Origin of the sequence: Halobacterium sp. MBLA0001 (assembly GCF_049705385.1) — an archaeon.
In the GTDB taxonomy this organism is placed as follows: domain Archaea; phylum Halobacteriota; class Halobacteria; order Halobacteriales; family Halobacteriaceae; genus Halobacterium; species Halobacterium salinarum.
The window spans coordinates 183,636-196,459 of record NZ_JBNAMQ010000008.1 but is presented as its reverse complement, the minus strand read 5'-3'; the positions used below and the strand labels follow the sequence as shown (position 1 = coordinate 196,459).

General features: G+C 59.1%; 7 protein-coding genes and 3 pseudogenes. 4 read left to right on the top strand and 6 right to left on the bottom strand.

The features are described from left to right. Nucleotides 1-143: 143 nt before the first annotated feature. Nucleotides 144-286: pseudogene (locus ACOZ32_RS13355) on the top strand (deoxyhypusine synthase family protein); the annotation flags it as partial. Nucleotides 287-373: 87 nt separating this feature from the next. Here the strand turns inward: ACOZ32_RS13355 and ACOZ32_RS13350 are convergent. Together ACOZ32_RS13350 and ACOZ32_RS13345 are read right to left on the bottom strand one after the other, a co-directional pair. Continuing rightward, nucleotides 374-2,809, bottom strand: a complete 2,436-nt coding sequence (locus tag ACOZ32_RS13350; RefSeq protein ID WP_424335307.1) for a heavy metal translocating P-type ATPase — start codon at nt 2,807-2,809, stop codon at nt 374-376. A 1-nt stretch (nt 2,810) separates the two neighbouring features. Then, nucleotides 2,811-3,662, bottom strand: coding sequence for a sulfite exporter TauE/SafE family protein (locus ACOZ32_RS13345; RefSeq protein ID WP_079980352.1), 852 nt, complete (start codon nt 3,660-3,662; stop codon nt 2,811-2,813). 109 nt (nt 3,663-3,771) lie between these two features. Here ACOZ32_RS13345 and ACOZ32_RS13340 point away from each other — a divergent pair, with 109 nt between their 5' ends. Continuing rightward, nucleotides 3,772-5,217, top strand: a complete 1,446-nt coding sequence (locus tag ACOZ32_RS13340; protein ID WP_424335306.1) for an amidase — start codon at nt 3,772-3,774, stop codon at nt 5,215-5,217. A 523-nt stretch (nt 5,218-5,740) separates the two neighbouring features. Here ACOZ32_RS13340 and gdhB read toward each other — a convergent pair. The 3 genes from gdhB to ACOZ32_RS13325 all read right to left on the bottom strand — a co-directional run bounded on the left by gdhB (nt 5,741) and on the right by ACOZ32_RS13325 (nt 10,183). After that, nucleotides 5,741-7,042, bottom strand: coding sequence for a glutamate dehydrogenase GdhB (gdhB, locus tag ACOZ32_RS13335; protein ID WP_202614594.1), 1,302 nt, complete (start codon nt 7,040-7,042; stop codon nt 5,741-5,743). 2 nt (nt 7,043-7,044) lie between these two features. Then, a complete protein-coding gene (locus tag ACOZ32_RS13330; RefSeq protein WP_135806867.1) occupies nt 7,045-7,188 on the bottom strand; it encodes a rubrerythrin-like domain-containing protein in 144 nt (47 codons plus the stop codon). Nucleotides 7,189-7,300: 112 nt separating this feature from the next. Continuing rightward, nucleotides 7,301-10,183 carry a bacterio-opsin activator domain-containing protein gene (locus ACOZ32_RS13325; protein WP_285266080.1) on the bottom strand — a complete coding sequence of 961 codons (2,883 nt, stop codon included), beginning with the start codon at nt 10,181-10,183 and terminating at the stop codon, nt 7,301-7,303. A gap of 259 nt (nt 10,184-10,442) precedes the next feature. Here ACOZ32_RS13325 and ACOZ32_RS13320 point away from each other — a divergent pair. Next, nucleotides 10,443-10,976 (top strand): annotated as a pseudogene (locus tag ACOZ32_RS13320) (MFS transporter); the annotation flags it as partial. A gap of 41 nt (nt 10,977-11,017) precedes the next feature. After that, nucleotides 11,018-11,533, top strand: a pseudogene (locus tag ACOZ32_RS13315) (formate/nitrite transporter family protein); the annotation flags it as partial. Between the two features lie 13 nt (nt 11,534-11,546). On the opposite strand, the gene ACOZ32_RS13310 reads toward ACOZ32_RS13315, so the two are convergent. Beyond that, nucleotides 11,547-12,821, bottom strand: a complete 1,275-nt coding sequence (locus ACOZ32_RS13310; RefSeq protein WP_151147453.1) for an IS4 family transposase — start codon at nt 12,819-12,821, stop codon at nt 11,547-11,549. Nucleotides 12,822-12,824 lie beyond the last annotated feature (3 nt).

Genomic DNA, 12,824 nt, shown 5'->3' with positions numbered 1-12,824 from the left:
CGGAGACGCTCAAGAGTCCGTCCAACCGGCAGTAGAGAGAGTTCTGTGCTTGTTGGCCCTCCTCAATCATGAACAGGGGTAATGCAGCTGATCGTTAGATATAGAGCGTGTGTCTCTCAGAAAGAAGGACTCGTGACCGCTGGGATGGATCGCTCTCTGGAGCGCCCCCGAACGAGGCAGTATCGTGGGGGAAATCAAAGACGATGAGCAGACGAATTACACGCAGGTCGAGGCAGAAGCAATGCTCGTCTTCCCACTGCTTGTGGCAGGTGCTTTTAGCGAGTGAGTGCGATCGGCTCACTGAATCGCGTATTGTAGCAGACTGTTGTAGAACCGTAGCAGAGGGGTCACGACTATGCTTGCGTTCGAGCACTCAGTCCGAGCGGGCTTGAGGTTCGAGTCGCTCGGTACATTCGCTAGAGTCAGGCTCAGCCGAATGATCTCCGTTCGTAGGGAGGAGTCGGCGTTTCGAATTAAAGACGACAATGAGACTACTGACCGCCATCATAACGGCGGCGATCAACGGCGTGATCACGCCAGTCATTGCCAATGGGAGCGCAATCGCGTTGTAGCCAGCCGCCCAGACGAGATTCTGTTTGATTCGGCCTCGAGTTTCACTTGCCAGCTCGAAGACCTCGGGAACGGCGTCGAGACGGTCGTCCAGCACTACCGCGTCGGCCGCCTCGATCGCCAGATCGGTGCCGCTTGAGACCGCGATCCCGAGGTCGGCGCTGGCGAGTGCGGGCGCGTCGTTCGTTCCGTCGCCGATCATTGTCGTCATCCCGCGTTCGCGGAGTCCTTGGACGATCACTTCCTTCGACTCGGGGCGCACGCCTGCGAATACGTGATCAACTGCGGGATGGTTCGCAAACGTCTCGGTCATCCGCTCGTCGTCGCCAGTCAACACGACGATTTCTCGGTCCGCGTCCGCGAGCTCGGAAACCACGTGTTCCCAGTTCTCTCGCGGCGTATCTCGGACTGTAACGACTCCTCGGACGACACCCTCCCAGGCAACCGCCGTGGGATGAGTGCCCGATTCGTAGGCGTCCGTGACGGCTGTCTCGATCTCCGCGGGAATCGTCCACTCGTCAGCATCGAAGGAGTCTGGATGGCCGATAACTACGCGGGTATCGTCGACGAGCGCTGACACGGTACGGTCGGCGCTCTCGAAGCTCGACACCGAGCGCGTGGTCGGCGGGGCGGCATCGTCGATCGCAGCGGCGATGGGGTGGCTTGACCGACGTTCGACGGCGGCCGCCATCTCAAGCACTTCGTCAGGATCGTCGCCAGCGATGTCCACAAGTTCCATCTCCCCAGTGGTGAGCGTCCCAGTCTTGTCGAACACAACGACTGCGGAGTCGTCGATCCGCTCAAGCACTGTCTCGTTGAGAACGAGCATCCGATTGTCGGTGGCATCGCGGGTGGCCGCCGCGAGAGCAAGCGGGGTCGCGATCCCGAGCGAACACGGACACGAGACCACTAGCACGGAGACACCGGCCATTATAGCTGTGTTTAGGTCGTTGCCAAGGACGAACCAGCCAGTCGCAGTCAGCGCGGCAAGCCCGAGTACGAGCGGGACGAACAGCACCGCAAAACGGTTGACCATATGCTGGACGCCCGTCGCAGAACTCTTGACGTTCCAGAGGAGTTCGACGAGGCGATCCATCGTACTGGTGTTTTCCGGACCAACTTCGACGACAACCGCATTGTCAGTAGGGATCGACCCGCCGAGTACGTCGTCCCCGACGGATTTGCGTTGCGGGAGAGATTCACCCGTGATGAGTGCCTCATCGATCGCGGCAGTCCCGTCGATGATCTGGCCGTCGACTGGGATCCGTTCGCCAGGTTTGACTAACAGCTGATTGCCAGGCTCACACGCTGCAATGTCGATAGTTTCGGTGGCCTCGCTGTCGTCATCGAGCCGGCGGGCCTCATCGACGCGTGAATCCGTGAGATCCGCACGATTGCCGAGTGCAGCGTGTTTGACCCGTGACTCGAGATGGTTGCCGATGGTGACGATCGCGAGTACCATCACTGCGACGTCGAAGTACGGGTCGCGCCCACCCGTGAGATAAGTCGCCAGCGAGTAGAAATACGCTGCGAGCACCGCAATGGCGATCAACACGTCCATGTTCGGGCGCCCAACCTTCATGCTCACGTAGGCCCCGCGGAAGATGGGGAATCCGAGCCCGATAACGATGAGTGTGCTCCAGACCGCTAGCGGTCCGAACACCATCGCCTCAACGGTACTCCCGTAGAGGAAGCTCTCAGGATAGATGCCGAGGTATACCGGATAGATGAACAGGACGTAGAGAATCAACACAGGCATCATCAGTACCGCCGCGAGCACTGCACGGTATTTGCCGAACTCGACGCGCGAACGCAGCGAGTCGTTTTCCTCGTCGGGACCGTGGGCCTGATAGCCCAGTCGACTGAGTGCAGCGGAGATCGCGTTACGGTCGATCTGGGCAGGATCGTACACCACCTGCGCCATTTCAGTGGCGTAGCTCGCACGCGCCTCGTGAACACCGTCCTCTTCCTCGGCAAGGAGTTCGATGAATCCTTCGCAGGTCTGACAGTGCATACCGTCGATCGAGAGGTAGGCCGTTTCGGCGCCCTCGGGGACATCGGGTTGGGAATCCTCGGCCGCGACACGGTCACGGACGGCCGTAATGGAGAGGTCGACGTCCTCACCGTTGTCAACCAGGCGTGCGACCTCTAGACAGCCCCGACAGCAGAACTCGCCGTCGATGGCCTTGTCGATGATTGGGTCTTCGACAGGGAGGTCACAGAGTGTGCAGGTGGTCATGTTACGCAACCGCCTCCGAGCCGGAGATCGGTTGATAGTACGGGATGTCGGGCAACGGGAGCACGACGCCAAACCGCATGAGCCCCATCGCTAACAGGACGTATCCGAGCCCAATGAACAACACACCGAGTCCATAGTGGACCACCTGTCGCTGGCGGGCGCTCACTGACTGGATCACCGTTCCGTAGAGGAACACGCTAGGAATCGTCCCGAGCCCAAGCGCGGCGAGCGAGAGGAGACCATATACAGGCGAGCCCTGTGCGAACGCATACAGGAATGCGGGATAGAGCAGCATACACGGCAACAATCCATGAAGCGCGCCAAGCCCGACGATGCCGATGCCGTTGACCCAGCGGTCGATCCGTGTCGAGATCACTGTGTAGGTTCGCGCGAATACTGATCCGATACCAGTATCGGCAATCACACCTTCGACGGCTCCTTGTTGGTAGCCGGCCAATCGGGTGATCCCCATCCCGAGGATTGCCACGCCGATGCAGATGCCGACGACACCCTGGACTGGCCCGAGAATCCCGGCGAGCCCGATCGTCCCATAGAGCAGCGCGCCAGCAGCCCCGAAGACAGCCCCGATGAGGGCGTAGCTCATCGTCCGGCCGAGGTTGAACAGCGCGTGCTGTCGCACTTCATAGAGGGTGAGTGCGCCCGACCAGCGGTCGTCGGTTTCCATACGCTCGGCGTAGGTTGCAACGAGCGGGCCGCACATTCCAATACAGTGTGCACCGCCGAGGAGGCCAATCAGAAAAAACACCACCAGTCCGTAGCCACTCGCGATGCCGATCTCACTCAGTTGTACTAGGACTGCCGAGATCATACTCACGGCTGGCAAAGCCAGCATAGATTAGAGTATACCACCCGTCCTGTGTAGTTGGTTTCGGTTCGGGCCGTGACTTCGAAGGTCACTGATGAGAATACATAGGAACACCCAGCCCAGAAGTTCACCAGATATGGCCGAATTCATGCAGCGATCGGCACGGGAACTTGCGTCTGAAGCCCGTACTGGATGTGTGTCTGCGCTAACCCTCCTCGAGTCAACCCTAGAGCGTATCGGAGCAATCGATGATTTGAACGCGTTCATCACGATCACTGAGAAATCGGCACGGGAGCGTGCTCACGCGGCCGACGCTGCAGCGGCCCGTGGAGAAGACCTCGGCCCACTCCACGGTGTGCCAGTCGCAATCAAAGATCTTCGGAGCCGGAAAGAGGGTGTCAAGAATACGATGGGACTCGCTCCATTGGCCGATAACGTGGCCGACGAGGATTCCATCACAGTCGAGCGGCTGGAAGCTGCCGGTGCCGTCATCGTCGGTACGACTAACACACCGGCACTCGGTCACACTATTAAGACAGAGAATCGGTTCGTTGGTGCGACTCCGACCCCGTTCGACTCCGATCATTCTGCGGGCGGCTCATCTGGCGGCTCGGCAGCGGCGCTTGCGGCGGGTGCCATACCGCTGGCCACCGGGTCGGATATCGGTGGCTCGCTCCGGGTCCCAGCCTCCTGTTGTAACGTCATCGGGCTGAAACCGACGTTCGGGCTCGTTCCCGAACGTATCCCATTCGACGGATTCGGCACCCACTCTCCGTTTTTTGTGGGTGGGCCGATGGCACGAACAGTTGAGGACACAGCTCTCTTACTCGATGTCCTCGCAGGCTATGACGACCGAGACCCATTTAGTGTGCCCCGTCCAGAGACGGAATACGTCGAGGCCACTAATCGGCCGACTACTGAGCTATCGGTTGCGTACAGTCCGAATCTGGATTTACAACCAGTTGCATCGACGGTGCGTGAAACAGTTGATGCTGCCGTCACGGACCTAGCGGCCGGCGGTGCGACAGTCGATACTGTGGACGTCTCGCTCCCGTCGTATGAAGAGCTCTCGATGGCGTACGTCACGCAGGTTGGCGTCTTCTTCAGTGCATTCGCTCAACGAATCGAAGACCGGTACGGCATCGACTTCGAGACGGCAGATGTCGAAGACACGGTTCGATCGACGATCGCATTAGGAACAGAGACCGACGCTGCCGACAATCGATTACAGAACGCGCCACGGACTGATGCATACGATGGCATTCAGGACGCGCTGACTGGCTACGACGTTCTCGTGACACCCACTCTTACCGTCCCACCGTTCAGCAAGCATCTCACCGACGGCTATCCAACGGAAATCAACGGTCAATCCGTGATTGGTGTCCCGACAGACGTGATGTTGACATGGGTGTTCAATATGACTGGCCATCCTGTAGCGTCGGTTCCTGCTGGGGTTACCGACAACGGTCTCCCTGTTGGGTTACAGATAATTGGCAGGCGATTTGCCGAAGCTGATATTCTGAGCGTCGCTGCAGCACTCGAACGAGTTCGACCGTGGATGGATCAGTATCCTGTACGGTGAACTGACCAGTCATCGGTGGCTGACACAGTGTCTGAATCTCTTGAGCAGTTCCCGAGATCAAACACAGTAACTGGTTTTCTCATTGTGCGAAATTATTTTTCATTCCTATAGAAGACTGCTTACTATATCAGCGAGATATACTTGGACAGCCCCAAATGTGACTCGCATAGTAGCGGCCCCAAATCCAAGAGCGATGAAACTCATAATGACAACGAAATTGGCCTTCGAATCGTTGGGGCTAAGCAGGAGCGTGAGTACAGCAAGCGTTCCCGCCATCGTACTGATGAAGAATCCTGCCAGAAATGACAAACCCGTGAAAAATGGGTCAGTGAAATCCATCACGGAGTACGCTGGATCATAGATCCCGACGACGGATAAGCTAAAGCCGATGACGACGTATCCAACAAAGCAGATAGTAACGAGGAAAGCCCCGGGGCTAGCAAGTTGATACAGTCGAAATAGTCCTCGTTCAAGCGGGGTGGTTGGCTGTCGAATCCGTCTGAATGGTCGATGATCCATCTCCCTACGGCCAGAGCCCCCGCGCCTCGTGGGCTTCAGCGATTCGTGAGAGTGCGACAATATAGGCAGCATCGCGCCACGTGACGTCGCGGTTCTCGTATTCGTCTTTGACTGCTCGCCAGGCAGCCTGCATCTCCGCTTCGAGTTCATCGTTGACTCGTTCGAGCGACCACGCTCGCCGATTAATGTCCTGGAGCCACTCGAAATAACTCACCGTGACACCGCCTGCGTTGGCGAGAATATCGGGAATCACGGCGACATCCCGGTCGGCGAGAATCGAATCAGCCGTAGACGTCGTCGGGCCGTTCGCGCCCTCGACGACGAGATCGGCGGCGATTGCTTCCGCGTTCTCTTTCGTGATCACGTTCCCCAGGGCGGCCGGAATGAGGACATCGACGTCGAGGGTGAGAAGCTCCTCGTTCGAAATCACGGTGTCCGCGTACGTGGTGACGGCTTCCGGCTCTTCGTCGTGGGACGGAACTGAAGCTGTATCGATTCCGTCCGGCTCGTACATCGCTCCATTCACATCGCTGATCGCGACGATGGTCGCGCCCCACTTGTCGAGGAGTCGGGCCGCATTCGCTCCGACGCTCCCGTACCCCTGAACTGCCACAGTGGTCTCATCGAGCGGCTGGTCGTAGTACTCGCAGACCAACTGTGTGATGATCGCAACGCTCCGTCCGGGGGCTTCTTCACGCCCTTCGCTGCCGCCGACCACTGGCGGTTTTCCGGTGACGACGCCCGGTGTTGTCTCGCCTTCCTGCATCGAGTACGCGTCCATCAACCACGCCATCGTCTGCGGATCCGTCCCCATATCCGGAGCGGGGATATCTTGGTTGGGCCCGATAACGTCGCGAATTTCTTGTGTGAACCGACGGGTGAGCCGCTCCTTCTCTTCCGGACTCAGCTCCTTCGGGTTGACCGCGACACCACCCTTGGCTCCGCCGAACGGGAGGTCCATGACGGCGCATTTCCAGGTCATCCACATGCCGAGGCCAACACACTCGTCTCTGGTCACGTCGGGGTGGTATCGCAACCCGCCCTTGTATGGCCCTCTGACGCTGTCGTGCTGCGCGCGGTAGCCCGTGAACACCTCGACCGTGCCGTCATCCCGTTCGATGGGGATCGTCACCTCGTGGACCTTTTTGGGATATTTGAGCCGTTCGACGATGTTCTGGTCGATATCGAGATAGCTGGCAGCATGGTACAACTGGCGGCGGGCGGTTTCGAGTGCCGATTCGGGTTCGGTCGAATCTGCCGCCTCGTCGCCTGACTCGTCGTGGGTGCTATCAGATTTCGATGCCATGGTCATTCGAGCGGCATTCGACGGTTTCGCATCGGACCGCTACAGTCGGGACACTGGCCCGGGCTATCCTCCGCGATGATGATTTTGCCACATTCGAAGCACTCGTAGGGGGTTTCTTCGTCTGATTCAGGGTCGACATCTTTCATTGTGAGTTCACGAGTGCCGCCAGGCGGAGTGGCGCACTCTATAAGGTGTAATAAGTGTATAAGGGAATACTCGGTTGTTGACTACCAAACAGCACTCCAATCAGTGGGTTTGTTATTGAACTGTCTCCGCTTGGGCCGTCACCGGGAGATTGTTCTCTTCGAAGAGTGCAGCAAACAGTTTCCGTTGGACGGTCCGCGCGTGTTGATAGAACGCGGGTGGGGAGATGCCGAGTGTCTCCGCTACGTCTTCGCCCGTGCTCTCACGGGGCGACTCGAAGAACCCACTGTAGTACGCCGTCTGGATCACCTCCAGTTGCCGCTCCGTCACTGAATCGAGGAACTTCGAGTAGAGATTGTGTTCTGCGGTCTGATCGAGCGTCTGCTTGGCACGGAGTTCAGCGCCAGCGAACGTCTCACGGACGAGCTGCGTGATCGTTCGGACGTCGATGCTGTCCGGGATATCGATGACGAGCGTCGTCGTGGTTGGATCAGCGGTCGCTTCGCGGAAGACGGCACCGTGATCAGCCAGCTCCAAGGCGAGGAACGGCTGTGTGAGTCGAAGCCGTAGCACGCCCCCCTCGCCGTCCGCGCTGATCTGCTGCACGTCGTCGATACCGACCAGCTGCGAGGCGGCGTCTGCCACGTCAGTTACCGCCCGGTCTTCGACGGTCACGAACACGTAGCTGCCTTCCGTGGACTGCTGGACGCCACCTTGATACGAGAGGGTGCACTCCGCGTCCTGTGCCAGCCGTGAGAGGACAAACTTCGGGTCCTCGATGGTGAACTCGACACGTGTCATCGACGTCGTGAGCAAGGCATTCTTCCGTTCGATCGCACTGAGAGCGGATGCGATGGTTTCGCCGAGTTCTCCTAGGACGGCCTTCGCCGTCTCGTCGAACGCATCCTGGGTCGGTGCGTACACCGTCAACACGCCGTGAGTGAGGTCGTTGTACACGAGCGGGATGCTCAATACGGACAGGTAGTCCCGGGAGATGGCGTCTTTCCGCCACGCCTCGTCACGGAGACCAGCAGCGACGTTCGTCACCATCGTCACATCGCCAGTGGCTGCGGTTTGTCCGGCCGGTTCTGCACCCGACGCCTGGACGGCGAACGACTGACTATCCAAGTACCCCTGTTCGGTCCCTGCCCAGGCCCGAGGCTCCAGGGTATCGGTCGTCGGATCGATCGTCCCGATCCACGCGAATCGGAACCGGTTGTCGGCCGTCAGCAGTTCACAGACCGTGTGATCGATTTCCTCGCGCGTCTCCGCCTGTACGAGAGCCTGGTCGATCTCCCGTATCGTCTCGTTGATGCGGTTCAGGGCGGTCAATTGCTCGTTTTGCGTCTGGAGTGTTCGGTCCTGTTCCCGGAGTCGTGATTCCCGTGTGACGCGGTCGAGGGCTGCTTCGGCAGTAGCCGCGAGCAGATCGGCCAACTCTCGCGTCACCTCATCGAATGCACCGACCTGGTTCGAGCCCGCAACGAACACACCGTGGTTGCCGAGCGGAATGTAGGCCGCAGTTCGGAGGTCAGTTGCTCGATTTTCGAGTCTATCCGCGTCGTGAACGTCGTCGAAGAACAGCGCTTCGTCTTCAACGAAACTGTAGCTCGGGAGCGTTTCCCCGTCGGCGTGTACGGTCGGGAGTGGCCCGTTCAGCTCGGTCATCGTCGCCGAGTGGGCTGCGGGTCGAAGATTGTTGGCCTCACCGTCGAAGAGGTAGACCGCACTCGCATCGAGAGTGAGTACATTAGGTGTGTCGTCGACGACGTGCTGGGCGATCTCCTGATGGGTTTCGGCGTAGAGGAAATCGCGGGCCGTCTCGTGGAGCGTGGCGAGTGCCTCTTCGCGCTGCTTGCGTTTCGTGATATCCCGACAGCTGAAGAGGAGAGTCCCGTCCTGGATCGAGACTTCGCGAACGTTGACGAGGAGCGTGTGCTCGCGCCCGGCTTTATCGGTCGCCGTCGTCTCGATGTTCTTGAGGACACCGTCTTCCGCGAGTTCCTCCCGGTCGAAGAGGTCGTCGCCGAGGAGGTCGTCGATCGTTCCGAGGTTCCGGATCTCATCGACCGTGTAGCCGAAGATGAAGTGGACGTTGGGACAAACGTAGGTGTACTCGCCGGCCTCGTCCGTGATGAGGACGGTATCGGTCATGTTGTTGAGCGTGACGCGGTGCAGTTCTTCGGATTCTCTGAGATTCCGTTCGAGATCGACGCGCTCGGTGATATCGACGCCTTCGACGACGATCGAGACGAGGTCGCCGCGCTCGTTCTCGACCGGGCGCACGGAGAGGTCGATAACGCGCGGCTCATCGACGTCTGGCGGCTGTGGGACGACCGCCTTGCCGAACGACCCGTCGAGTGCTTTCTCCACGAGTTGGTGGACGTCCGTGTTCGGTGCATCAGCCTGTGACCACCACGGAAGCACCCAGAAGGGTTCGCCGACGATCGTGTCGATGTCTTCGTCGACCATCTCCCGTGCTGTCTCATTCACACGGGCAAGTGCGCCATCCGGGTCGAGCACCCACGTCGCAGTTCGCGAATCGTTGAAGATCGCGTCGAACTGTCTGGCCCGGTCCCGTTGCGTGGCCGACCGCTGTGCGGCCCGGATCGCACGTTCGGTTCGTTCGATGAGTTCGTCGGTCATCTGTGCTGGCGGGTCCGAGAGCGCGATGTAATCGGTGACACCGGCTTCGATGGCCTCGCTGGCGATGGCTTCACTCCCGGCAGTCGTCCCGAGGATGACGGGGAGCGCAGTCGTTTCCTCGCGGATTTCTCGGAGGAGATCGAGTCCGGTCGTCTCGTCGAGCGCGTACTCGCTAATGAGGCAGTCCGTGGGGCGCGTCCGGATGGTGTTGATTGCCTCCGTCTTGGTTCGAACGTGTTGTACGCTGGCATCAGTCCGTTTCTCGAGCGTCGTGGCGAATTGTGTGAGCCAGTCGTCTGTCCCGACGAGCAACACCGTCGACGAATCCAGAACGGGTGGGGAAGCGGTCATTATTCGACCACTGAGGGACAGCGAATGGTTCTCTCGGTGCCGTTTCGAGCTCGCCTCCAGCTCCGGTACTGGCCCGGATCGGAATGTACGTCCATTGATAGTTAACTATCTAACCGCCCCGCGCCAAAGACGTTTGTTGTTTAACCCCGTGAGATAGGGAGCGCGCTACGGAATATGAAAACGCGATTATCGGGACTTTTCGCGGTCGACCGACTCTTCCCGATTTCAGCGTTCCGCTATCCGACCAGACACTCGAGGAATGACTACCCGACCTCCCACCACCCAGCCCGAAGACGCCACGAGCAAGGAACCGCAACAGCAGCGCCAGTCGGCGTGGAGACTCGTCGCTGGAGCGAGTCTCATCTCGACGGGGCTCGCTGCCTATGAGATCGTCCCGGCGAGTGTTACCCCGCTCATTCGCGACGCACTGAATATTGGGCCGACGATCGCAGGGTTCCTGGTCGGGGTCATGTTCGGCACCGCGGTGATCGCAAGCCTCCCAGCTGGAGCGGCGCTCGACCGGGCGGATTCCAGGACTGCGATGGCACTCGCAGTGCTGACACTCGTTGTCGCCGGGACGTGGGGATGGATCGCTGGGCGGCGAGGGGATTATCGATCTGTGATTGCGTCACGAGCGCTTGGTGGGGTCGCCTACGTCGTCGTCTGGAACGCTGGCATCGACATCGTGAGTCGGGCAGCGACCAGCGAAAATCGAGCGACTGCTGTCGGCATCTTCACCGCGAGTGGCCCGATCGGATTCGCGCTCGGTCAGGGGACCGGGCCACTGATTGCGCTGGGGCCTCACTCTCATATCGGAACATTCTGGAATGGGAAATGGAAAGCGCTCTCAAGGAGATTAATCGTCCTCCGAAAGGCGTGTTCCTCTCTGGACTGTCTGCTGGACTCAATCTGAGTTTCGGGGCGTTACTCATGGGGATGGCCCTGACGTTCTCCGGGGGATTCGAATCGAAACTCGTTCAACAAGTCATTCTTGGTGGTGTCTCCTCGATTGCGTTCTTATTCGTCGTTATCGGCCAAACAGAGCTGTTTACTGCACATTCGACGATGGCGATTTTGCCAGTCCTCGATGGCCGTGCCACAGTACGAGGACTCGGTCGAGTCTGGAGCGTCACGTACGTGTCGAACCTTGTCGGCTGTGCGCTATTTGCGGGTCTGATTACTATCCTTGGACCGGCCCTTGGAATTATTGACGCGGAGGCATTCGGCACGTTAGCGTCAGCGTTGCTCCCGTATTCATGGTGGGTAATATTTTTGAGTGGAGTGATTGCTGGCTGGCTAATGGGATTGGTCACTTGGCTCTCCGCGGCCAGTCGAGACACCGTCAGCCGACATTCGTCTTTAGCTAAGACTCACACCTCGGTTGTGTAGCGGTAGCGAGCGTCTCTTGTAAGATCGGTCGTTGTTGATGGATCTTCTGAGCATCCTCGATGAGCCGCTCCAGCAACGGTGGTGGTGAGTAGCCGAGGTACTCACCGAGTTCGTGGAGAACAAGCTGGGCGTGCGACCGGAAGGTCGCCGCCCAGCGTTCCGGTGGAAACACAATCTCGTCGTCAGCCTGCTCGGTGACCAGATCCAACAACTCACGGCTCACTAGCAGCGACAGCAACGCCGCATACAGCAAAATCTCCACCACAACAGGGTTGCTCGTGTCGAACTCATCTAGTTCGTATTGCGTCTTCAACTCACGAAACAGCGTTTCTACCTCCCATCGACACCGATACAGCGTCCCTAGATCTGCTGGGAGAAACTCTTCTCTCGGTAGATTTGTGATATACAGATGGTAGTCGTCGGCGTCCTCGTCCCGGACGCCGACGACGCGGAACCGCTTCGTGTCTAGCGACCGTGTTCCCTCGTACTGACCCCGCTTGAACTCCGCTTCGACCTCTACGTCAATGTACTCCCGCGAGAGATCACCGACCACGTCGTGGATCTTCTCTCCTTCCAAGGGAATGGCGCGCCCGCGCCATTCCCGTAGTTCCTCTGTTATCACCGGATTCGCGTTCTGCTTCAACCGGCTCACGAAGTAGCCGTCGTTCTCGTCGATCAGCGCAAAGCGGCGGTACTTGAAGTACGCTAGGTCGAACAAAACCAGCCGTCCATGCAGCCACGATCCCGTCTTGAACAGCGTGCTGTCGTGCGCTTTTTCATCGGTCACATCGATCCGTTCAATCGTCTGGTCGGTGGCATTGTGGAGCAGGTGGAGCTTCGCTCCAGCCTGCTCCTCGTGGCGAGCTTGGAACTCGTCGGAAAGGAACTCGTGCAACCGCAACACCGTTCCATCAGCGATCATCACGTCCCTGAATCGGTTGATATCACCGTCAACAGCGTCGGGAACAGCGACCTCGTCGAGACCACGCTCGACGAGGTCGCGGAGATACTCTGCAAGTGACGGTGTCAACCGGTGATAGAAGCCACCGGGAGAGATCGTCTCATCGGCTGTAGAGTTGTAGCTACGTCTAAATCCAGCGAGTGTTCGGCTCTCGCCTGCGGCGAAGCCGAACACAAGCGCCCACACGAGGACGGGAATCTGAAGCTTCCCCTCCCGTTCGACCACGCCGAGTTCCTCGGCGTGCTCTTCAAGGAACTCAGAGGGAAACAGTGTAGTGAGACGACGCAAGAT